General features: G+C 63.7%; 21 protein-coding genes and 1 tRNA gene. 7 read left to right on the top strand and 15 right to left on the bottom strand.

The window, feature by feature from the left end; genetic code table 11:
• Window positions 1–2: 2 nt before the first annotated feature.
• The gene (locus GPX89_RS02045) at window positions 3–1748 is read right to left on the bottom strand and encodes a helicase HerA-like domain-containing protein (protein WP_157354780.1); all 1746 of its coding nucleotides are present in this window, start codon (window positions 1746–1748) and stop codon (window positions 3–5) included.
• Between the two features lie 195 nt (window positions 1749–1943).
• Between GPX89_RS02045 and orn the strand changes: the two genes are divergently transcribed.
• The gene (gene orn / locus GPX89_RS02040) at window positions 1944–2561 is read left to right on the top strand and encodes an oligoribonuclease (RefSeq protein WP_328601419.1); all 618 of its coding nucleotides are present in this window, start codon (window positions 1944–1946) and stop codon (window positions 2559–2561) included.
• A gap of 77 nt (window positions 2562–2638) precedes the next feature.
• Window positions 2639–2711: transfer RNA gene (locus GPX89_RS02035), tRNA-His, on the top strand.
• Window positions 2712–2813: 102 nt separating this feature from the next.
• Here GPX89_RS02035 and GPX89_RS02030 read toward each other — a convergent pair.
• The 6 genes from GPX89_RS02030 to GPX89_RS02010 all read right to left on the bottom strand — a co-directional run bounded on the left by GPX89_RS02030 (window position 2814) and on the right by GPX89_RS02010 (window position 5711).
• Window positions 2814–4112: a site-specific integrase gene (locus GPX89_RS02030; protein WP_157354779.1), complete on the bottom strand. Its 1299-nt coding sequence runs from the start codon at window positions 4110–4112 to the stop codon at window positions 2814–2816.
• Between the two features lie 13 nt (window positions 4113–4125).
• Window positions 4126–4314, bottom strand: a complete 189-nt coding sequence (locus GPX89_RS02025) for a MerR family transcriptional regulator (RefSeq protein ID WP_157354778.1) — start codon at window positions 4312–4314, stop codon at window positions 4126–4128.
• Window positions 4315–4378: 64 nt separating this feature from the next.
• Window positions 4379–4564: a helix-turn-helix transcriptional regulator gene (locus tag GPX89_RS46175; protein ID WP_407939305.1), complete on the bottom strand. Its 186-nt coding sequence runs from the start codon at window positions 4562–4564 to the stop codon at window positions 4379–4381.
• A 350-nt stretch (window positions 4565–4914) separates the two neighbouring features.
• Window positions 4915–5184, bottom strand: coding sequence for a hypothetical protein (locus tag GPX89_RS02020; RefSeq protein ID WP_157354777.1), 270 nt, complete (start codon window positions 5182–5184; stop codon window positions 4915–4917).
• A gap of 27 nt (window positions 5185–5211) precedes the next feature.
• Window positions 5212–5532, bottom strand: coding sequence for a hypothetical protein (locus GPX89_RS02015; protein ID WP_157354776.1), 321 nt, complete (start codon window positions 5530–5532; stop codon window positions 5212–5214).
• 2 nt (window positions 5533–5534) lie between these two features.
• Window positions 5535–5711 (bottom strand): hypothetical protein, encoded by a 177-nt coding sequence (locus tag GPX89_RS02010; protein ID WP_157354775.1) that lies wholly within the window; start codon window positions 5709–5711, stop codon window positions 5535–5537.
• 177 nt (window positions 5712–5888) lie between these two features.
• Here GPX89_RS02010 and GPX89_RS43670 point away from each other — a divergent pair, with 177 nt between their 5' ends.
• Window positions 5889–7295, top strand: coding sequence for a helix-turn-helix domain-containing protein (locus GPX89_RS43670; RefSeq protein ID WP_207710588.1), 1407 nt, complete (start codon window positions 5889–5891; stop codon window positions 7293–7295).
• Between the two features lie 7 nt (window positions 7296–7302).
• Window positions 7303–7785, top strand: a complete 483-nt coding sequence (locus GPX89_RS02000) for a hypothetical protein (RefSeq protein WP_157354774.1) — start codon at window positions 7303–7305, stop codon at window positions 7783–7785.
• A 10-nt stretch (window positions 7786–7795) separates the two neighbouring features.
• On the opposite strand, the gene GPX89_RS01995 is transcribed toward GPX89_RS02000, so the two are convergent.
• On the bottom strand, window positions 7796–8443 hold the full coding sequence (locus GPX89_RS01995) for an HAD family hydrolase (protein WP_157354773.1): 648 nt from the start codon (window positions 8441–8443) through the stop codon (window positions 7796–7798).
• Between the two features lie 346 nt (window positions 8444–8789).
• Between GPX89_RS01995 and mobF the strand changes: the two genes are divergently transcribed.
• Window positions 8790–13700, top strand: a complete 4911-nt coding sequence (gene mobF, locus GPX89_RS01990; protein ID WP_157354772.1) for a MobF family relaxase — start codon at window positions 8790–8792, stop codon at window positions 13698–13700.
• A 412-nt stretch (window positions 13701–14112) separates the two neighbouring features.
• The gene (locus GPX89_RS01985) at window positions 14113–14898 is read left to right on the top strand and encodes a hypothetical protein (RefSeq protein ID WP_157354771.1); all 786 of its coding nucleotides are present in this window, start codon (window positions 14113–14115) and stop codon (window positions 14896–14898) included.
• Here the strand turns inward: GPX89_RS01985 and GPX89_RS01980 are convergent.
• Window positions 14880–15083, bottom strand: a complete 204-nt coding sequence (locus GPX89_RS01980) for a hypothetical protein (RefSeq protein WP_157354770.1) — start codon at window positions 15081–15083, stop codon at window positions 14880–14882. The genes GPX89_RS01985 and GPX89_RS01980 overlap by 19 nt on opposite strands.
• Before the next feature lie 203 nt (window positions 15084–15286).
• Between GPX89_RS01980 and GPX89_RS01975 the strand changes: the two genes are divergently transcribed.
• Window positions 15287–15559, top strand: a complete 273-nt coding sequence (locus tag GPX89_RS01975) for a hypothetical protein (RefSeq protein WP_157354769.1) — start codon at window positions 15287–15289, stop codon at window positions 15557–15559.
• Window positions 15560–15634: 75 nt separating this feature from the next.
• Here the strand turns inward: GPX89_RS01975 and GPX89_RS43665 are convergent, their stop codons facing one another.
• From GPX89_RS43665 to GPX89_RS01945, 6 genes are all read right to left on the bottom strand, one after another.
• The gene (locus GPX89_RS43665) at window positions 15635–16627 is read right to left on the bottom strand and encodes an endonuclease domain-containing protein (protein WP_198347227.1); all 993 of its coding nucleotides are present in this window, start codon (window positions 16625–16627) and stop codon (window positions 15635–15637) included.
• 200 nt (window positions 16628–16827) lie between these two features.
• Window positions 16828–17931, bottom strand: coding sequence for a hypothetical protein (locus GPX89_RS01965; protein ID WP_157354768.1), 1104 nt, complete (start codon window positions 17929–17931; stop codon window positions 16828–16830).
• A gap of 188 nt (window positions 17932–18119) precedes the next feature.
• On the bottom strand, window positions 18120–19577 hold the full coding sequence (locus tag GPX89_RS01960; RefSeq protein ID WP_328601418.1) for a hypothetical protein: 1458 nt from the start codon (window positions 19575–19577) through the stop codon (window positions 18120–18122).
• A complete protein-coding gene (locus GPX89_RS01955) occupies window positions 19570–20562 on the bottom strand; it encodes a hypothetical protein (RefSeq protein ID WP_157354767.1) in 993 nt (330 codons plus the stop codon). Before GPX89_RS01955 ends, GPX89_RS01960 begins: the two co-directional genes overlap by 8 nt.
• 173 nt (window positions 20563–20735) lie before the next feature.
• Window positions 20736–21578, bottom strand: coding sequence for a DNA-processing protein DprA (locus GPX89_RS01950; RefSeq protein ID WP_157354766.1), 843 nt, complete (start codon window positions 21576–21578; stop codon window positions 20736–20738).
• A 24-nt stretch (window positions 21579–21602) separates the two neighbouring features.
• Window positions 21603–22346 carry a hypothetical protein gene (locus GPX89_RS01945; protein ID WP_157354765.1) on the bottom strand — a complete coding sequence of 248 codons (744 nt, stop codon included), beginning with the start codon at window positions 22344–22346 and terminating at the stop codon, window positions 21603–21605.
• Window positions 22347–22727: the final 381 nt, after the last annotated feature.

Raw genomic sequence — 22727 nt, 5'->3', positions numbered from 1 at the left:
GATCAGCGCTTACGGGTACCGAAGATGCTGCGGCTGATTTCGCGGCCCGCGACGGTGGCGGCGGATCGCAGGAAGTTCTTGAACGCGGGGTTGTTCACGATCTGCTCGGCCATGGACTCCGGGGCGGGGGCCGGTTTGGACGAACGCGGAGCCTTGGCGGGGGCCTCCTCCTGCGCCTGCGCGGCAGCCGCCAGCTTCTCGGTCAGGATCTCGTAGGCCGAATCCGCGTCGATGGTGGCACCGTACTTGCCGTACAGCGTGGATTGCTGCGCGCGCGAGCGGATTCCGTCGTCGCCGATGGTGTCCATGAGCGAACGCGGCGGCTGCATGCGGGCCCAGGCGACCGGGGTGGGCGCGCCCTTCTCCGACAGCACCGTGACCACCGCTTCACCGATACCCAGTGAGGTGAGCGCCTTTTCGAGGTCGTAGGTGGCGGTCTTGGGGTAGGTTCGGACCGTTTTCGACAGTGCCGCTTGATCTTCCGGCGTGAAGGCGCGCAGCGCGTGCTGGATGCGCGCACCCAGCTGGGAGAGCACCGAGTTCGGGATGTCGGTGGGCAGCTGGGTGCAGAAGAACACGCCGACGCCCTTGGAGCGGATCAGTTTGACCGTCTGCTCGACCTGGTTCAGGAACGCCTTGGACGCGCCGTTGAACAGCAGGTGCGCCTCGTCGAAGATGAACACCAGCTTGGGTTTTTCCATGTCGCCAACCTCGGGCAGGGTCTGGAACAGGTCGGCCAGCACCCACATCAGGAAGGTCGAGAACATCTGCGGCCGCGATGCCTGCGCGCCCAGTTCGAACAGGGTGATGATGCCCTGGCCGCCCGCGGTGCGCATGAGGTCGGCGGGCTCCAGTTCCGGTTCGCCGAAGAAGGTATCGCCGCCGTCGGCCTCCAGATTCACCAGTGCGCGCAGGATCACGCCCGCGGTCTGGGCGGAGACGCCGCCGATCCCCTTGAGATCCTCCTTGCCCTCGGGGCTGATGAGGTACTGGATCACCGCGCGCAGGTCCTTCAGGTCCAGCAGCGCCAGGCCGTTCTGATCCGACCAGTGGAAGATCAGGCCCAGGGTGGATTCCTGGGTTTCGTTGAGCCCCAGCGCCTTACTGAGCAGGATCGGGCCGAACGAGGTGATGGTGGCGCGGATCGGAATGCCGATGCCCTCGGTGCCGAGGGAGACGAATTCGCACGGGAAGCCCTGCGGTTTCCAGTCCGGGTCGCCGGTCTCCTGCGCGCGGGCCAGCAGCTTGTCATTGGACGTTCCCGGCTGCGCCAGACCCGACAGGTCGCCCTTGATGTCGGCCAGCACCACCGGCACGCCCGCCGCCGAGAGCTGCTCGGCGATCCCCTGCACGGTCTTGGTCTTGCCGGTACCGGTCGCGCCCGCGACCAAGCCGTGGCGGTTCATGGTCTTCATCGGAATCCGTACGCGCGCATCGGGATGCACACTGCCGCCGACGATGACGGTGCCGAGCTCGAGGGCCAGCCCCTCCATCGCGTAACCCGCCGCGATCTCCAGCGCGGCCGCCTCGTCCTTGTCGGCCGAACCGGCGCTCGCCGCAGCGCCTTTCGCCTTGCTCTCGGTCTTCGTCGCCGAATCGGCCGCCGCGGCAGCCGCCTGGTCGGCGGCATCCTGATCCGCCGCTTCCTTCTCCGCGGCCTCGGCGGCCGCCGCCGCTTCGGCCGCGATCCGCGCAGCCTCCTCCGCCGCTTTCCGTGCCGCCGCTGCCTTCTCCTGCGGGGTGGTCATCGCGCTTCCTCCGTCTGCTCTGCCAACTGCGACTGCCCTGCGAACGTGATGCTCTCTGGAACTGCCCAACCAACATGCCGACCGCTCGTTATGCGCGGATCTGGTGAGAACGATACTGCCCGGTCGGGTGGGTGAGCGGCCTCGACGCGGCCGGGCATCCGAGCCACCGCGCGGCGAAGGGCTAGGGTTTGGCGGGTGGACAAGTACGTGGTGTGGATGGACTGCGAGATGACCGGCCTACAGCTCGACAGCGACAAGCTGATCGAAGTGGCCGCGCTCGTGACCGACAGTGACCTCAATATCCTCGGCGAGGGCGTGGACATCGTGATCCACGCCGACGACGCCGCCCTGGCCGCCATGCCGCCGGTGGTGACCGAGATGCACGCCCGCTCCGGGCTCACCGAAGAGGTCCGCCGCTCCACCGTGTCGGTCGAGGAAGCCGAGAAGCAGATCCTCGACTACATCAAGCAGTACGTGCCCACCCCGCGCACGGTCCCCCTGGCCGGCAACTCCATCGCCACCGACCGCGGCTTCATCGCCCGCGACATGCCGACCCTGGACGCCCACCTGCACTACCGCATGATCGACGTCAGCTCCATCAAGGAACTGGCCCGCCGCTGGTACCCGCGCATCTACTTCGGCCAGCCCGAGAAGGGCCTCGCCCACCGCGCCCTGGCCGACATCCAGGAATCCATCCGCGAACTCCAGTACTACCGCCGCACCGCCTTCGTCGCCCCGCCCGGCCCCTCCACCGCCGAGATCGCCGCCGTGGCTGCCGAGCTCTCCGAAGCCCCCACCCCCGAAGCCGGCTAAACCCCACCTGAACAGCCGATTAGGTACTCGTCACGGCAGCACGCTAATATCTACCGCGCCGGAAAGTTACGGCAATGGTGGCTGTAGTTCAGCTGGTAGAGCACCAGGTTGTGATCCTGGGTGTCGCGGGTTCGAGTCCCGTCAGCCACCCCTAAAGGCCCAGGCCGGAGACTTTTCTCCCGCCTGGGCCTACTGCTTATTTGACGTCTTACCAACTTCTCACCAACTTCTGAGCGCATTTCTTCCAACTCCTCACGCGACGTAGGCGTTGAGCACGTCACGGTTGTCGGGGACATCGCGCGGCTTCTCCACGTAATGCTCGGCGGTCACTCGCGACCCCAGAACGTGGTTCAACTGGAGGCCCGCGGCGTCGATACCCTTCTCCTCCGCCGTCGCCGTGGCTACTCGCTTTCGGTAGGACCTCAGAGTGATATGCGCATACTCGGTTCCGCGTGCCGCCCGGAACGTCCGGTTGAAGTTGTTCGGGTTCTTGACCTTCCCGTTCCGGTTCACGAAGATCAGGCCCTCGCTCGGACGTTCGGCCTCTTCCCAGCGGCGGCGCAGGATCAACACCATGTACCACGGCACGCGCACCCGGTAGGGCTTCTTGCCGACCTTCAGCCACTCCTGCCGAAAGCAGCCCTGACCCTTCACCGTGACCACGGTTCCCGAGATCGTGAGCCACACCTCTGGGCAGCTGTCCGGCCCGATGGTCGGCCACTTCTTCGCGTCGAAGTCGATGCCTTCGACCTCTTCCCACAGGAACGCGAACACCTCGTGCGGGCGGACACCGCCAGCCCCGGCCGTGCAGTCGCAGACGTCCAGGATCTCCTGGGAGTCGCGGCGCGGACCGTATTTGTATGCGGGAGTGCCGGGGATCTCCTCGCCACGCCCCCACCTCTCCACCGTCTCGCGCATGGCCTGCAAGGTGGTCCACGCCTCGGCCTTCACGGACTTCTTCTTGCTGCGCATAGTGCGCTTGGAGACTCCGCTCATGGGATTCGCGCCCGTGAGCGCGCCGTGGCGAATGCACAGGTCCAACGTCTCGCGCAGGATCGTGGCCTGCCACCGCGCCTTCCGCTTGTGCCCGAGCTTGCTGATCGACTTCAGGTAGTTGTCCACCACGGCCGTATCGATCTCGCGAATCCGGTAGTTCCCCAGCATGGGCCGGATCTTGATCGCATCGGGATCGGCCCGCTTGTCGTCGGACTTGTTGATCTGCCGCTCGTACCCGTCGATGGTCTGCTGCGCCATGGTCTCATCGAGCTTCAGCTCATCCAGCCACATATCCAGTGCGGTGCTGAAGCGCGTATTCGGCGTCAGCAGACCCTCTTTCGCAGCCTTGGCAGGCGCCTGCCGCACTTCCAGGATGTCTTTGAGTTTCGCCCGCGCCTTGGGTTCGGTTGTGTCCCAGCAGTCCACAGGACGACTGACCCCATCGGTGTCCCGGTACTTGGTCCAGGCCCGGCACTTCTTCGGCCCGGCCCTGTCCGGGTACTTCTTACTGCTGATCGCGCCCCACTGCCCGATCTTGAGCTCAACACTCGGCATCGCCCTATCCCCTTCACTGTTGCAGTAGCGCCCGCTCCCACTCGTCGTAATCGGCAACCGGGTAGCGAGCACATCCACCGATATGGATGCACCGCGGCCCCTTCGGCGGCTTCTCCGCCGCCCAGTTCCGAAGGGTCTTCTCCGACAGCTGAAGCCGCTGCGCAACTTGCAGCCGGGTTAGGTACGCGATTTCGGTGGACATCACGAATCTCCTTGTGAGGGCGGACTGGAACAAGAGCCTGAAAGTTAGCCAACTGGTAACCAGTTCAGGGATCGGTTTGAGTCCGCTCCCACGCGAAGTAGTCCTCACTCGGATACCGAACTCGCCCACCCGCAAGCCGAATACACCTCGGCCCCTTCCCAATCGACGCCCAGTTCGCGAGCGTCTTCGGGGCCAATTGCAGCCGGTGCGCCACCTGCGCCCGAGTCAGATATGCGTCCGTAGTAGGCATAGTCGAATCTCCTTGTCGGCGTCCGAGAGTTCAAGATCACCAGCGCGTGCCCAGCGACAGCCGAGTAGAGCTGGGATCAGATTCGTCTCGCCTGCTCGCGGAGGCACAGATCTTCTGGAATACGCGAAGTTCGCGTCATCAGGGCTGCCAACACAGACCCTGGCTATCGGTTTCGATGACTTCCAGCCAACCGGATCGCATCGAATAACACTCAGAGTATTCCGTCGATCAAATTCGGGCAATACAGCCTGCTGATCTTCGACGAATGTTGTAGTCACCCGTAATTCGCGACTGGAGAATCGCCATCCGGTCGGCATTCGAGGCCCCCGGCTCGTACCGAGGGCCTCGGATCAGGACAGGCCGCAGCCGAGCGCGGGCTGATCGGTCCGTCCTTCTTGCTGCGTGCCGCCCTCGACATCGACGACCGACAGCGGCTCGACGTCGATGATTTCGGTAAGGAATCCGGCGGCCTCGAGCGCGTCGAGATCCTGCCGAGCAACTGTGAGGAGATCCTCGACGGTGATCGACGGCCCGATCCATCCGTCCTCGGCCACCGGAGCCCACGAGCCATCCTCGTATTGCAGCCAGGCGCGCGGCCGCTCATCGTTCAGAGCGGCCAATAGCCCTCGTATCGACATCGCACGGCCTCAGTTCGGGAATGAAGTCCGGGATGTCGTGCTGCCGGGCGATACCGTGATCACGGTCGCCACTGCGAGCAACTCGGCCGGTATGCCATGGCTGTCGAAATGCGCAGTGCTGGGCACGATTACCGCGTCGACGTTCAAGCGATCGATCGCCACACGCAAACGACGTGCCCGGTCCTCGGTCTGTTCGCTGAACACGATCATCTTGCGCAGGTCGTAGCCAGTCCGCTCGGCGGCGCGGCGAATCTGAAGTTCGTCGTGCGGCTGGTTCAGTCCGGAAATGTCGCTGCGCAGGAATCCGATAGCGGAGGGCAGCAGGCCCATCGTCACCACCCCCGGCTGATCGGGACGTAGGTCCGGGGCGGTTCGGCGGCGAGTCGTTTTTGGATGTCGGCGACCGTGAGCCGAGGAGTTGTGTGCCAGCGCGCGTCCACGATTCGGCCGGCGAGGATCGCCACGAACAGCAGTAGCGAAGCGAGGGTTGTCGCGAGGATGATGTCCATGTCGGGTGTGCTCCTTAGTCCCTGGAACGGTTTCGGAGTGCACCCGACGTCAGGGGGCCGACCTAGAATCGAGTGCGATTTCACCCTCCCGCCGCGTTGGCTCCGAATGAAGTGGACGGCGGTGCACGCCGGTATACGCTCGGTACACGCATCTCCCACCGGGGTGAGGAAATGGGTATGCAAGAGGCATGGACGGGTGCCGACGCAACAGCGCTGCGAAAAGCACTGCGGATGTCGCAGCGCGAGTTCGCGGAGAAGACCGACATCTCGCTCAGTGTGGTCAAGAAATGGGCAAGCCGCGGCGAAACAGTGACGCTGCCAACGGAATTCGCCGAGATGATGAACACGCATCTCGACGTTCGGGCGACGCCTGAGCAGCGTGCGGCGTACTTCACCTACCGGCAGTCTCGCATCGAGACGCTCGTCCTCGACGATCCCGAGCCGCACGCAGATCTCGCTGCGGTGCAATGGGATCCCGGAATCTGGGCCGCGGATTGCAATGCCGTCGCCTCCGAACTCACCCGGAAGGACCTGATGCTGGATCGGCGTCAAGTCGGCCGCGCCCTTCTCGGGGTCGCGGTCGGCACAAGCTTGCTAGAGCCCCTGGAGAACTGGCTGTTGCGGGCCGCGCACACACCGCCGGGACACCCGACCGCGATCCCTCGAGCCGGGTTGCAAGAGATCGACCAATTGGAGAATGCCGCCCGCATCTTCCGCGAATGGGACGATCAGTACGGCGGCGGTCTGCGCCGGAAGGCGGTCGTCGGCCAACTCGACGAGGTCAACGATCTGCTCGACCAACATCACCCGGATGCGATTCGCCGACGGCTTCGCGGAATACAAGCGCAGCTGGCCGAAACGGCCGCGACGATGTCGTGGGACTCCGGGCATCAGGCGATAGCGCAGCGGTACTACGTTCTCGCCGTCAAGGCCGCACAGGCGGCGGGCGACCCGGTGTTCGCAGCCAATGCCCTGGCAGGCATGGCCCGGCAACTGCTGTGCTTGAGTCGAGCCGGCGACGCTCTCGAGCTGATCCGGCTGGCACAGGACCACGCGGCGCACGGCGCGACGCCCACCGTTCACGCGATGCTGCGCACCCGCGAGGCATGGGCATATGCCAATCTCGGCCGCCCCTCGGCATTCCATCGAGCCTGGGACAGAGCAGGCGAGGACATGACGTCCTCGACCCCCGACAGCGATCCCCACTGGATCGAATACTTCGACCAGGCCGAGTTCGCCGGGACCATCGGGGGCCGCCTGCTGGAGATGGCCAAGCACGCACCGGAATTCGCCAGCGAGGCCGCAGAGCAGATCGAGCGGGCGATCACTCTGCGGCGACCGAAACGGCTGCGCAGCAGCGCCCTCGATCAGCTCGGGCTCACCGAGGCACGGATGATCGAGGGGGAGATCGACGAGGCGTGCCGACTGGGAGAGGAAGCACTCACGACGGTCGAGGAGACGACCTCGGACCGGGTGCTCGTCAAGGTGCAGGAGATCTACGAGCGCACCGAGCAACTGGCGAACGTCAGCGCCGTCATATCCCTTAGGGACAGAATGCGCCCACTGGTCGAGACCACGGTATGAAGTGACCATGACTCGTATCGGTGTCACCGGCCACATGAACATCACCGCGGACACAGCCGCCATGGTCTATGACGAAATCACCCGAATGCTGTCTGCCGCAGGCCCCTCCAACGAGCTCGTCGGGATCAGCTGTATCGCTCGCGGCGCCGACAGTGTGTTCGCTCAGGCTGTCCTCGACATCGGCGGACGGCTCGAGGTCGTCCTGCCTTGCCGGAACTACCGCGAGCGCAAGGTCAAGCAGGACCATGCCGAGCAGTTCGACGCGCTGCTGGATCGCGCGGACGTGGTGAACGTTCTGGATTTCGATGTAGCCGGGCCCGAAGCGTACGAGGCCGCCAACGAAACTCTCGTGGGATCAAGCGACCGCCTCATCGCGGTATGGGATGGCAAGCCCAGCGAGCAAGGCGGAACCGGCACGGTGGTCGAGTTCGCTCGCGGCAAGGGCGTTCCGGTGGATATCGTTTGGCCGACCGGCTCCAGCCGCGCCTGATCGACTGTCTTCATTGGCAGCGCATCGCGATTTCCGGCAACTCGTTGAGGTCGCGGATCTTCCAGTCGGAGAGCTCCGCGACCTCCGGCCTATCCCGCTGGATCCACCCCCACGGGCCACGCTGAAGATAGGCGGTCCGCATACCGACCGCCTTCGCCGGTGCGATGTCGTTCTCGATACGGTCACCCACGTACACGATCTCGTTCACCGGACAGGGTGCGACCTCGACCACCTTCTCGAAGAACGCAATCGATGGCTTCTCCACGCCCCAATCGTCAGAGGTGGCAATGAAGTCGGCCGGTAGCTCAAGGCTGCGCAGGATCTTGCCGGAGCGCACCGTCTGGTTGCCGACGATCCCCACCCAGACACCCATGCTCTGAAGCTTCGACAACGCCTGACGTACATCAGGGTAGAGATCTTCCTCGCCATAGGTCTCCGGTTGCCCGGCTGCCGCCCGCGCCTCGCGTTCCTCGGCAAGGTCGAAGCCGGGGCGGAATACTTGGAAGGCTTCGCGATAGTCCTTGCCTTGTGCGATGGTCGCGCCGAAGACGGAGACGAACGTATGGCGCGGCACGCCAAGCCAATCCGCCCACGTCCCGTATTCACGCGTCTCATCCACGAGTGTTTCGCCGACATCGAATACCACGGCCCCGATCATGGGTACACGCTACCCATGCGATTCGAAGGTTGATCCCGGACCGACGACCGGAGAGCCTGGAGCCGATGGTCGTGGTCGCAACGGGCGGGACACCCGCTGGAGGAGTCGACATACGCAGATGCGGTCTTTGTCGATCTGAGCGACATTCGATCTTCGACTACTACGATCCGCCCGATCGCGACCCTATAGCAACTCCGAACAAGCATCTCAATTTCGGTGCTGTCCCCCGAGTTCCCTCCAGTTCCCTCGAAAAGCCTTGAGCCAGTACACACCTCATGCACTATTGTGAATTTTCGGCCACAACCATTTCCCGCGGGCATGTTTCGGGCCTACCTTTGATCTTGTGATGACCATCCACGCGCTTCACGCGGGCGATGGCTACACCTACCTCACACGGCAGGTCGCCACCGGCGACCGCACCTGCGCGGCCGACAAATCCTTCACCGATTACTACACAGCAACCGGCACTCCCCCCGGCCGATGGTTCGGCCGCGGAGCCGACATTCTCGGCGTGACAGGCGACGTCTCCCACGACCAAATGCGCGCCTTGTACGGCGAAGGGGTTCACCCGGACGCCGACCGGATCATCATCGACGCCATTGCCGCCGGAGCAACCGCCCACCAAGCACTCACCGCCGCATCCTTGGGCAGCGGCACCCATGCACGTGGCCGAGGAACCACCCCGATCCAAGCCATCTATCAGCGCGACAAGACCACCCTGCTAGCCGAGTTGGGCCGCCCACTGACCCAGCAGGAATGGGCCGATCTACGGGCCAACGCCGCACGCCAGCACCTCACCGAAGAACTCGAACGCGAGCCCTCTAGCATCGAAATCGAGGACGCCTTGGCAGATGAGAAACGACGCCACGCCCGCGCGGTCGCCGGCTTCGACTGTGTGTTCACCCCGCAGAAATCGGTGTCGATCCTGTGGGGTCTGGGCGACGACGCTTTGCGCGCGCAGATCGCACAATGCCACCGCGAAGCGGTCGAGGAGACCTTGGACCGGATGCAGTCGGAGTTCTCGCTTGCTCGCCGCGGCGCGGGCGGTGTACGTCAGATCGACGCGGATGGAATGACATTCACGCTCTACGATCACTTCGACAACCGCACCGGTGATCCCAACCTCCACACCCATGCCGTGGTGTCCGCGCGGGTGCTCGGTGCGGACGGGAAATGGTGTGCTCTGGATGCGCGATCGCTGTACGCGGCCACGGTTTCCCTGTCGTGCCAGTACAACGCCGCGATCACCGGCAAGCTGAAAAGACGACTCGGGCTGCGGTTCGAACCCCGCTACCGCAACGGGCTGGGCAAGGCACCGGTCTACGAGATCGCCGACGTCCCCGAGACCCTGATCACCCACTTCAGTCGCCGCCCGAACATCGTGCGCGCCACCGAGAAACTCGTCGCCGACTACCGCGCCAAGCACGGCCGCAACCCCAGCAAAACCGTCCAGATCCGCCTCGCCCAAGCCGCCACCCTCGCCACCCGTGGCGCCAAGCCGCTACCCCGGACATTGCGCGACATGGTCGCCGAATGGGCCACCGACACCGAACACTTCCTCGGCGACGGCCGCACCGCCCAGCAGTGGGTCGAGCACGTCCTCAGGCTCTCCCGCGACCCGAATGCGTTGCGCGACTATGACGCCCAGCACGCTGCTCTCGCCGCCGCGATCGTGCTCGCCGCCTGCGTTCCCGAGCTCGCGGATGCTACGCCGGGGCAGCGGGCGACCGCGGTGCGGGAAGTACTGCAACGCTACGAGTTCATCGCCGAAAGCGACCGAGTAGCCGCAGCCGAGGAGGTCGCGCTGCTACTGGATCCGGAACACGAAAACAATCTGCTCGACCTCGCCGAGCGGGTGGTCGGCCACGTTGGGTGTGAGGTCTACGACCCACAGACCATCGCCGCCGAGGTCGCCGAGACGGTGGCGCGCCGCCGCGCAACCTGGACGGAGGTGCACGTACGCGCGGCCGCCGAAGACCGCATCTCCGCATGCGATTTCGCCTCCGACACCCAACAGGCCGCCGCGGTCGCGCAGATCGTGAGCACGGTGCTGGCCGACAACATTCAGCTCACCGTCGATCCAGAGCCTGTCCCAAAAGCGTTGGCCCGCAACAGCGGGCATAGCGTGTTTTCCACCTGCGCTGCCACCACCGTTCGATTCAGCAACCAAGCCGTCCTCGACGCCGAAACCTCGCTCGTCGACGCCGCCAACACCCCCACGCCCGAGTTCGTCACCACGACGACGGTCGCTGACGCGGTTACGGCAGTCGAGTCCGAGACAGGGCGATCACTCAACCCTGGACAGCTGCGGATCGTGCGGCATCTGTGCACGGCCGGGACGCGGTTGGCAGTCGCGATCGGCCCCGCCGGCACCGGCAAAACCACCGCCATGCGCGCGGTCGCCCGCGCCTGGATCAACGACGGCAGGCCGGTACTGGCGCTGGCGCCACAGAAATCCTCCGCACGAGTACTCGGTGACGACATCGGTGTCCCCGCGCGCACGATCGACTCCCTGCTCACCCGCGCCCGCAAGACAGGAGACCCCGGTATCGAGCACGGCACAATGCTGCTGGTCGACGAAGCAGGCATGGCCGCTACCGCCGCCCTCGCCGAACTCCAAACCCTCGCCGACGCACACGGAGCGGTAGTGCGATGGATCGGCGACCCTGCACAACTCTCCGCCGCGGAGGCCGGAGGATGCTTGCGCCTGGTCGCCAACGACACCCACGCTCCCGCGCTCGATACCGTTGTTCGATTCGCGGATCCAGACGAAGCCGACGCGTCGCTGCGAGTACGCGACGGCGACGCTCCCGCAGCCTGGCAGTTCTACGACTCCGCGGGCCGGATCGTGTCCGGGATGGTCGACGAACTGCGCGAACAGATCCTCACCGCGTACCTGGCCGACCTCGACGCCGGAGTGTCGAGTCTGATGATGGCCGCCACCCTCGACGACGTCCATTCGCTCAACGGGGCGGCCCAAGCCGCCCATGCCCTGGCCGGACACGTCGCCACGAATGGGCCGGGCGCAGCACTGGCTGACGCGCACACCGCCTACGTCGGAGACATCGTCGTGACGCGCCGCAACACCAACCGGATCCGCATCACCGGCGGGCACCGGGCCGGAGATCCGATCGACAACGGCGAGCAATGGCGGATACGGAAAGTCCACACAGACGGCTCCCTCACCCTTGCTGGGATCACCCACCGCGGGCACATTGTATTGCCCGCCCGCTACGTCACCGACAACACCGAGTTGGGTTATGCCAGTACAGTTCACCGGGCCCAAGGCATGACGGTCCAACGCGCGTATCTGCTCATGGGAGCTACGTTGGGTCGTTCTTTGGCGTACGTCGGGCTCACTCGCGGCAGCGACTACAACGGCATCTTTCTGGCCACCGACACCCTGCCCAACCCCGCACTCGACCGCACCCCTGCCGAGCCATGCTCGGAGTATGAGGTGTGGTGTCGCGAGCTCGCGCGCGAGGACGACAACATCACCGCCACCGAGGTCCTGCGCCAGGAACTGGCGGCCGCCGACGATCCGCAGCGGTTGCGCGAGATCTACGACCACGCCCGCAGCCTGCTCGTGCACAACCGCATCGACACCCTGCTAGAGCACGCTCTGCCCGCCAGCTTGTATCAGCAGGTCATGGTGTCGCCGCACTACGAGACTCTGGTCGAAACCCTCGATCGCGCCGAGCAATCCGGCGTGGATCTGACGACTCTGGTCGGGTTGGCGGCCACCGACCGATGGCGGGTCACCGCTGATCCGATCGAGGCCACTGACGATCCCGCCGCGGTCCTACGGTCGCGCGCCGACCGGCATATCGCCCGCCAGCTCGCGCTACTCGCCACCGGTGCCGAGGGGAAGTTCCTCGCGGTGCGGGATCTGCCCGCCCCGAAGTTGGCGTCGGTGCCGCCGCGGTTCGCGGGCATCGATGCCGAGCTCGCCGACTACACCAGCGACCTCTACACCCGCCTGACCGAACTTGACGAACCCGACCAGGCAGTCGGCCGGATCGCTGCGGTCAACAAGTTCGCCGACACCTTCGCCGTCCCCGACGAGGCGGAACTGCCCGCGCGTCTGGAACGGATCCGCGCCGACTACGAACACACAGCCCACGCCCTGGGCCGCGACTGGGCACGCCACGAACTCGCCCAACACCTCCCGGCCGGGCTGCACCGCCACGTCGAAGACGGACCCGACTACGAGCATCTACTCGACGTGGTCGCCGCCTCGCACACCGCCGACCTCGACGCACGCGAGTTCATCACCGAAATCACCGAAATCAGCCAACCGCCCCTGACTCGCACGACCGCAGCGGCGAGCGTGCTGGCCGCCCGCGGGCAAACCGTTCTCGACCAACATCAGCACGCCCGCACACGAGTCTTGCGCACCGAACCGACACCGCTGCCGCCCATACATCCCGGCATCGACCACGACCTGGCCGCCCACGCCATCCAACTGCGCGAACAACTCCGTGCACTCGAAGACCTCGAACTCGCCACCGAACTACACGCCAACCCACTGCGCGCCCTGGACGGCCGCGACCTCAACGCCCGCATCCGCGCCCTGCGCGCCACCCTCAACCGGCCCGACCCCGTACGGGCCACCACACACGGCGAAGCACTGGCAGCCGTCGAAGCCGAGCACGCCCAACTACATATGCAGGCCGATCTCGTGCGCGCAGCCCTGACCGCGCAAGCCGCGGCCGATACCGCCGATGTGGAACTCGCCACCGTGACAACAGCTTTCAGCGAATCTCAGCGCAACCTCGACGCGCTGCCCTTTTACCGCATCGGCAATCGACGCGAGGCGGCAGCGGAACGCGACAGCACCCAGCACGTCCGAGCCGCTCTACATTCGCAGGCCAAGCAAGCCCGGCGCCGCGCCGAACACGCCTGCGCCGAAGCTCTTTCCGCCGGAGCGGCACCCCATCGCTGGCAGGCGATTCTCGACCGGGACAGCAACACCACCGGCAAACGCGCTGAACTCGCCGCCGCGCGTCACACCGATACCCGCGCCGCCGACCTCCGGGCCCGGCAAGCCAAAGCTCGCACCACAACCACCACGAAACTGGATGAGGCACTGGCCGAACGCGACCGCCGCCGAAACCTCTCGCCCGTGCGTGCCGCCACCGAACAGCGCCTACGCGACCAACGCGCCGTCCAGCCCACCGAAAATGAAGCCGGTCGTAGCTCGCACGGCCTCGAAGCAGCCGCGGCCCCCGAGCACGATCTCGGGGCCGAGGTGTAAATCTGATCGCAGCTACCGAATTGCATTCCCTACTCATGGATATACCCCACGAGCGGCGAGGCCGCACGACTGTCCCCAAGAGTCCGCGAATCACCAGCATCTCGCGACACCGACGAGGCTGTCCGGATTGCCGCGCGATCTCTCCCAAGGCACACCGGAAGGTCACTTGACCAGTTGGTCGTCCGCTGGGCAAGTCGTCCGCCACAGCCCAGATGTGACCACGACGAAACCATGTCGGAAAGCGGGAACGGCTAACGCCTAATAGACTGGGAGATCCAGCAACACATCGGCAAGTTCACGGGCCGAAAGGCCACCTCATATGGATGAACCCGTTTTCATCAGCCACAGCGCTCAGCGGGTTCGGGGCCACTGTTCCCCGCCGTAGAATCTTCGCACCAAATTAGGATCATCAATGACGTCCAATGGAATCGTCGGGGCGCAAAACAAACTCGCTCGTGCCCGTCAGCATCTCGACGAGCTGGAACGGGCGGTCGCAGAGTTCCACCGCACCAGCCCTTACACCTTCAGAGGTCACCTGCCGGATAACAATCCGGACGCCTCCAGCATCCCGTTCGAGGTCCGTGTCGCGACAGCCTACGACGTCCCCGACTCGTGGCCTCTCATCGTCGGCGACATACTGACCAATCTGCGGGCAGCACTCGATCATGCCGTCTTCAATCACGTGAAGGCCACGCGACCTAGCTTGCCCGACAAGGACATTCAGTTCCCCATCGAGGATCAATGCAGTCAGTTCGAGAACAAGCGCAAGCGGTTCATTCCAGCCATTCGACAGGTGGTCGGTGATGCCCAGCCGTACCGTACAGCCGACCCCCAGAAGCATCCGCTCCACATCTTGCGACGGCTTGTCAACATCGACAAACATCGGTCATTGATCGTCGTGGATTATGCTTCCATGAGGCTCGAGTTAGGGGTGAGCGACAACGTCGAAGTGCTCGAGGCTCGGCCCAACATCGGAGCCGAGATGACAGTCGGAACCATCGTTGCCACAGGTCATCTCAGAGTCCGACCGGAGGCGCAAGCACCTGTCCAAACGATTCAGTTCTCCGTGAAGGCCGGCCTCGAGACAGCTATCGAGATCAACGACGCGGGCGAGCTCGGTTTGCTCGTACCCACGATGCAAGATCTCTGCGACGCGGTCGGCAAGGTACTGAACAACCTTCAGCAGAACGGCATCTGACCATCCAGCTCGGTGCCACGAGATCCGAACTGGAACAACGTGATTACCGATTCAGCGTGCGCACCTGCCGAGCGGTAGATGATCGATTCAGCGCCGTTGTCGAGGATATCGAGATGAAAGGATGGTGCACGATGGTAGATCGCGCTCTGTTGATAATCGCTGCCACCACACCAAACTGCGGCCACAATCCCGCCAATTGGGACGCGGCGACCAATAGGGTAATCCCACAATGTCGCCGCCTGGGCTGGTCATGGAGGATCGGATCGTGACGTTGCAGGATACCTGAACCTACACGATTCGGTTGCATGAACGCATCCTGCAAGGCCGAAATGCCTTGCAGCATTGAATAAGTTCACTATTCGGCGTAGTTGCGCTGATAGACGGCACGGTGGTCGGCACGGGTCGGGTGATCGGCGATGACGCATTGCACGCGATAATCGTTGACATCGTTGCCACCGAGCGAAACCCGTTGCGCCGCAGTCATATTGTGTGGGACGACATGATGCGCAGCATCACCAAGTCGGTGGGCTGCGGAGAGCTGCGCGCCCTGAATGCCGCCGTCGTCGTGGGCGAGCTGCTCGCCGTCGGGCGGTCCGGCCCGCCCTTAGGTCGGTTGGAGCAGGGTCTTCAGGCGCGAGTGAGCCCACCGGTCAGCCAATGAGGCCGAAGCTACTACAGCAGGAGAATGCTTGAGGCGCAGACCCGTCCGGCTGTGATCCACACAGATGCGCGAGTACTACGCCGTCCGAATGGCGCTGATGGCATCCAGCGGGAGGTAGACCACCTCTATCGCCAGAATCTGGGCGGGCGAGCGGTCTCGGTAGTTGGCGAAAAGCGCTGAGGTCGAGCGTCCTTCGGTAGTGTTACACGAGTAGCACAGCAGTCCGCGGATCAGTCCGGTTCGGTGGTCGTGGTCACGGACGAGTCCGCGGCGGGTGGGACTGTCGCCGCAGATCGCGCATCGGCCGCTCTGCCACTTCTCAAGCATCGCGAAGCTAACACGTTGATCAGGCAGGATCGCTGGATCGATGATCGACAGTGGAGACGCCGTCCGCTGCAGCTGTGTGAGCGATGCTGTATCTGCAGGCCATGTCCAGCAGATCGGCCGGAGTAACTCCGACGACGGATCAAGATCAGGGAGAACGGGCTTGCACACTCTGCATGTCTTCGCCTCCACGCGTTCTCGACCATCTCGCGAGATCATCGTCAGCAATTCAATCTTGCTCGCACTGCGAACCTTTCGCGAGGCACGGTGGACAAGCTCGGCGACTACACGCCCGGGGTCCCGGCCTAATGCGTCGTAGAGGAGGGCGACGTCGTGCAGGTTGTCGGGCAGCCGTGGCGGCCTCGGTATAGGCGATCGGCGGCACCCATGCCGGTGGATCTTGCCGTTGTTAACGAGGAATCCGCCGTCGGCGTCATTGGGTTGCTCTCGATTCCACCGCGCTATGGCATCTGCATGTCGGCGGCGAATCTCCTTGTAGTGTGGTGCGGCGAGATCACATGCCTCGCAGCATTCACTCGACCATCGTGTCGCGTCCCGCAAACGGTTCTGCACCATCCGTGCGTCAACATCGCCTGCGGCAACGCGGTCCAGGATCCACATCACGGTAGGAAGGTCGATGAACCACCGGTCCTCCGTACCGTTTCGGGATACGCAGGTGAGCACACCGTCGTCCAGTTGGTGTCCGTTGAAATCCGCCTCGAGCCGAAAGTCGCTACTGCGCATCATGATCCTCGTCGTTGCAGTTACTCCACGGTCGGCGAGATGCTATCGGTCGGGGATGACAGGTACTGGCCCGCTCCGGCGGAGTTGAGTGCGCCGCTAAATAGCCGATGAGCGAGTCGATGTCATAAGGAGCCCCCACTGCAGCGTGCGTGCCGAGGCAAGGACCTGACGATTGTGCTCATTCAACCGCGAACTATTCACTAAATGACCGGTGGTATCTCGCCGCGGCGCAGGAGCGCACGCCCTGCGGCGAGGGTGCTGTGGATTTGTTGCGCCGTGATGGGGATCGAATCTTCCCCGCTGCGTCGCAGGATGCTGATGTATGCACCTTCAACCCGTCCGCCGACGATGGCTCCATGTACAAGAAAGGGTTTCAGTTCCTCATCTTGGGGAGGAACCGAGACGACGACGAGTCCGTGGCCCGAACTGGTTTCGACAGTCTGAATTTTCAGGGCCGCGGGGAACGGAAAGATGCGGTTCTCGATAGCCTGGCGGTAGCGCCGAGCCGTTGCAGTATCGAGAGGGACAGGTCTGACAGACTTAATGAGTTCGCCACCAGGGATGCGTTTTGTGTCCATTCCGACTACTACGATGCCTCCTTCTTCCGCATTGCAGAACCGGCTCACAGCCTCGGCTAAGGAGATCTTCCCTCGGTCTAGCGTGAGGTCGTAGTGTTGAGATTTCACGTCCAGCCAGGGCCCTTCCGGAAGGCCGATGAGGAGGTCTGCACGTCCGCCGAGGACCAGATCCACGACGGTTTCGCGAGTCAGGTTTCCAGTTGCGGCGGCCTCGAACAGCGCGACGAGGCTGGCCGCGGTTTCATAAAGCTGCTCAAGGGTTTTGCTGCGTACGGGGATGCTTACTACAGCTGTGTGGGAGTACGGCTCTGTGGAGCTGTAGTCGTCAACTTCGACGGTGACCAGTCGAGCTCTGACCCGTCCGAGCAAGGGTCCGGCGAGGCGCTTGAACATCGTGTGAAGCTGGCTTTGGTCGTCGATGCAGTCATTACTGGTGAAGTAGAAACGGATTGCAAGGTTGCCGTCATCGAGTAGGACAAATGAGATCGGATCGACGAGCCCCTGCCCCGGTGAGTACTCTTCTTCGGGAGCGAGATCGATGAGGACATGGTCAGACTCCGGGTCGTTGTATTCTGCCTGACGGAGAGCACGGGCGAGGTCTGTGGCGGTCGTCACGGCGAGGTCGCTGCGCTTGATCACAAGAGCACCAGCGTCATCAAGTAGTCGCAGTTCACCGCCGAAATACCATGTGTTGTCATCTGAGCGATATCGAACTGTCGCAGGCATGTAGACAAGAGTTGCACATCGCTCGGTGGCAACGACGAACGCTCGCTCTTGCTGATCGCTGATCGAACCGGCATCGGAAGGTCAACTGGCAGTGTCGATCCGACGTCTGACCGGAGGATCGCGAAGGTGGGGCGTTCGATGACTTACTCCGCCGCCGTAGGTTGCCACGTCGGTTGTGGCCTCTCTCCCTATTCGATGAAGTAGGCGTCGACCTTCTCATCGGAATCTAGGATCTCGTTCGAAGCCACGCCGAGTTCCACCGCTAGCTCGATCGATCCGACGAGCGCAACCTGCATGTCGGGTGAAAAGGCTCGTTCCAGCAGTCCGAGGTAGTTCGACATGCTTTGGTCCAGCTTGTCCAGTATCGCCGTGTATTCGATGGCGAGTTGCTCGTCGAGTGTGCGCTGCTCGTCGAGGTAATGCTCGATCAGCGCAGCCTCTCGTTTCGTCAACGACGATGCGACTGCCTTGTACATCACAGTGCCGACCGTGGTGCCGAGGACGGCGCCGAGAATGGGAATGGGGATGGTCGCTTGGCCGACGACAGCGGACAGCGCGCGTACTGCTGCCTCCAAGGCGATGAGCTCGGAGGTATCGATGAACTCGAGTTCGTCGATTTCGTTGCGGCGGAGCTTGTTCGCTTGCTCGGCGATACTGAAGGATGTGGTGATGACAGAGCTGGCGACGGCTGCGGAGGTCGCGGTGAAATTCGTGAGCGCGTAGATGCTCAGCCCTCGGACGCCGCCCTTGCCGAAACCTGAGCCGGTCTCACCCGCGATGTCGATCCAGTCACGCCCGCTAAACTCATTGAGCCGCTTGCCTTCCCGACGCTTGGCGACCACGGCCAATACGAACGCTGTCCCGCCCGCGCTCGCGGCGGCCGTGAGTGCGGCCGTGCCTCCTTCTCGCAGCGTCGGTCCGCTGTGCTGGTGGGCGTCGTCGCGCAGGGACCGGTCCGTGGCGCGGAGCGAAGCCTTTTCCACCGCCATGGTCGAGGCGTAGACACCGCGCTGTACCTCGTTGTACTCGAGCGCCGAGGGTTCGAGCGATTCGAACGCGACCGATCCGCCTCGGAAGAACACCTGGACCCGCTGCCAGTCTTTGAGGGAAGGTCCGTCGCCGCTGCGGGACAGCAGCTTCCTCGCTTCCTCGGGTGACAAGGCATGTAGCTGCTGGATCACCTCGAAGTGATCACGAGGGATCTGGTACCTCCCACCATTGCGGACGTACTCCGGATACTTCTGAAGGTGCTCGGCGATCGCGCCCAGCGAGAAGCGGCCACCCGCTGCGACGAACTTCTGCTGGATCTCGACATTTCCGCGCATCAGGTCGACGGGTCCGTTGTCGTTGACCCACTGGTAGACGGCCTCGTGGCCGTGGATCTGCTTTCGTGCGTTGCCGATCCCGACCTCGGCGATCTCGGCGATGAAGCCGTGCATGCCGTGCTGCCCGCCGCGGTTGGCCACGACCACCTCAAGGTCGATCTTCCTGACGGCTTCATCAACGCTGGCGAGCGCATCCCGAAGGTGCTTGTCCTGCTGGCTGAGCGTGCTCAGAAGGGTGTCTACGCGGAGCTGATTGAGGTAGCTCACCCAGGAAGCAACGGCCTGCTCCTGGATGTTGGTAACGAACTCGGCGTCACTCACTATCGGCAACCTGTTCTGTGCGCGTGCTCAGCATGGTCGCGCACGACTTCGTGTTGTTCACCAACGCAGCGAGTGTCGACCGCCCGGCAGGGGCGAGCGTGTGGAAATCGGCGCGGAAGTGCACCAGCGCTTCACCGTAACTCTTCACCAGCCCTTCCCGGAGCAAGGTCGTCCGCTGAAGGAGATCATCGATCTGCGCATCCACACCCTTGACGAGGGTGGTGTTGCGTTTGATCGCGGTCAGCGCTTCGTGCTTCGCCTCTCGATTCTCGAACTTCTTCTTCGCGAACAGCGCGATCGACGCGAGCAGGGTTGCGCCCGCGATGGTCCAGCCGATCGGCCCGGCCAGCGCGAGCAGTGCGGTGCCTGCCGCAGTGCCGCCGCCACCGGCCGCCAGCGCGCCGCCACCGAGCCACGCCAGTGCTGCCTGGCTGGATGCCGCCCCGGACAGGGTCGAGATCGCGGTCCCGGTCGAAGCCGTCCCGAAAGTCGTGGCGACCCACATCGCCGCCGACGGCGCCAGGCCCGCTACCGCAGTGCCCGCCGCGAACCCAGCGCCAGCACCGGCAGCCGACAACCGCGCCGCTTCCAGCTCTCGCTGCGCGAAATCCTCCGTGTGCAGGAACCGTTTCCGATGCACCTCGATCTCGTCGAAGTCGGCGTCGAATGATTTCGGGGTGTTGGCGATGCTGTTCACCAACTGCTCGACCAGCTCGATCAGGTCCGTCGAACGTTCGCGCTGACGCAACAGAGACAGGCCCCGGTCGGCCATCGCGGTGAAGGCGCCGTTGTACTCCGCTATGGCCACTTCGTAGGGGTCAGTCCCTTTCGCGGTAAGTTTCTCAACTCTGCCTCTGGCGACGTCTTTGACATTGCCGATCTGCCCAGCGAATTGAGATGAAGCGGTTCGCGCCGCCTTGCCGATACTGTCGACGGTCTTGCCGATGCCTACCTTGGCGTTGTCCGCGTCGAGCTGTTCTACCATCACACCCCTCCAAGACCGTTGCGGCTCAACAACATAACGGGAGAATATCGACCATATGCGACAGATTGGAAGGGATGCACGAACTGATCCGCCCAGGGGCGGCCCAGTATCGGCCAATTCCGAATACTGGGCGACAGACAGCGCTGCCATAACCTACGCGGACGCCCCGCAACTCAAAGCAACTTGCCTTGCTCCGGCAGGGTTCTCGCTTGGGCAACGACCATGCCGAGAGCGTCCCCGAGCTCACGCCGCGACGTTGCAGCACGTGCGCCCGCTTGTATGAGTATGCGGTTTCCCGGCGGGGCATCATCGCCAAAGTTGACGACGACGACCGGTCGACCGCGCTTGAGCGCTTCTTGCCCAGCAGCCAGGGTCCCGCCACGCTCGCCAGCCTCGATGACTATCAGTGCCATTCCGAGCCCAAAGATCAAGCGGTTCCGAGTCATAGCGGCGTGGGTAGCCCACGGCTGTCCAGGGTGAAACTGTGAGATGACAAGGACACGTTCGGGGTCGAAGTGCGGGCTGAGGTCGCGCTTGACGCGGAAGTGATCGATGCCTTCGGCGAGCACCAAGATCGTGGCACCGCCGTTTTCGAGTGCGGCACGGTGAGACTCGGAATCAACACCTTTGGCGTATCCGGAAACGACTGTCAGCCCGCGGCTACTGACCTCCTCCCCGCTGGCACGGGCAGCTTTGAGACCTAGGGCTGACGCGTTTCGGGCTCCGCAGATCCCGGCTCCCTGCGCCGTCAAGAGTTGGCTTGCGCCAATGCAGAACAGGGCAGGTGCGACGGGACGGTCGTTGACCACCAGTGCCCGGGGAAAACACGGATCGTCCGCACCGACCGCTGTTACGCCGCGAGAGGCCAGCTCCTCTGACCTGCGGCTCAATGCGGCACGGGTCGAACCCCCCATTTCCCGCCACACCTGCCGCAACATCTCGGGCTCGGGGTCGAGCAGTGCCCTAGTCACTTTGGCTGGTGTCCTGAAGTGCTCGAACGCCACCAGGATTCGCAACGTCCTATCGGATGTCACTCGAGGCTAACTCCTTATTGTCTTGGCTGCGGCCAGCCCGTACACCCGTGGTGCGCCGGCTTGCCGGGCCACTCGCGCGACCTGCCGTATGGTGTCACCGCTTCGATAGACGTCGTCGACGATGACACACGGCGCGTCCAACTTCATTGGCAAGGTGAACATGCCGACCAGATCGACGCTCCGGTCGTCCTTGCGCTCCGGCCGTGGCTGACCCGTTGTGGAGACAAGGGTCTTGCCAGTGCGGGCCGCGAGGTCTGCCGCGATCAGCTCCCCAGTGCTTGTCCCGTCCCCCTGGTGTCCAGGTACCGACACCACGTAGAAGGCGGAGTTCAACGCCGGGTGCCGGACCATTGCGTCGGCAAGTCGACGAACCAGGTCCTTCCGGGCGGCCCGCTGTCGAGAGGCGTTGGTGACGAAGTACTTCGCCTGTCGGACCATCTCACCCACCTCGGTGTTGTCCCATGCTTCTGGTGGCAGGTCATCGTCGGGGATCTTGTACCAATCCAGAGCGAGCAGTGCATCGAATTCCTCGGTCATCGGCAGCACCAGCGCCTCGTTCAGCAGCGCAACGAGATCCTTCAATTGGGTGGGCAGCAGCGCAGGCCATTCCAAACAGTGCCTGAACATGTCGCGCCGTCCGTCCTTGACCGGTCGACGAACGTAGTTGATGCCGAACGACAGGTCGATGTGGCGAATCGGCAGCTCGTCGCAATCCAGATAGATGCGACGCCAGGACAAGGCCGTGTCCACCGGCCGAGTGTACTCGTATCGCATTATTCGACAAGGCTTCTCACGACTACCCGCCCGCCCGAGCTCGTCCACCTAGACCCCCACCGCTCTCGATCGTGAGTACTCCAATCGTATTTACCATGCCGTGGACCAACGGGTTACAAGTATTGCCGCCGAACCTGTTCAGCCGCAGAAGATCTCAAGGTGATCAGATGCAGAGATGCCTCGGATTGCCAAATACACTGTGATAGACCGCAATTGGTGACATCACAATCCAACTCACCTGTAGCCTTATCGGTGATGGATCTTGCCAAGGGGTTGGCAAGGCAGGGAGGGAATGATGAGTCGAAGCTCTGACCGTGCCCAGGACATCTTGCGACAGCGCGTCTACGACGTACTGAA

The sequence above is a fragment of the Nocardia terrae genome (assembly GCF_009760405.1).
GTDB classification, from domain to species: Bacteria; Actinomycetota; Actinomycetes; order Mycobacteriales; family Mycobacteriaceae; genus Nocardia; species Nocardia terrae.
The sequence above is the reverse complement of the archived record's forward strand: the minus strand, read 5'-3'. Positions and strand labels throughout refer to the sequence as shown.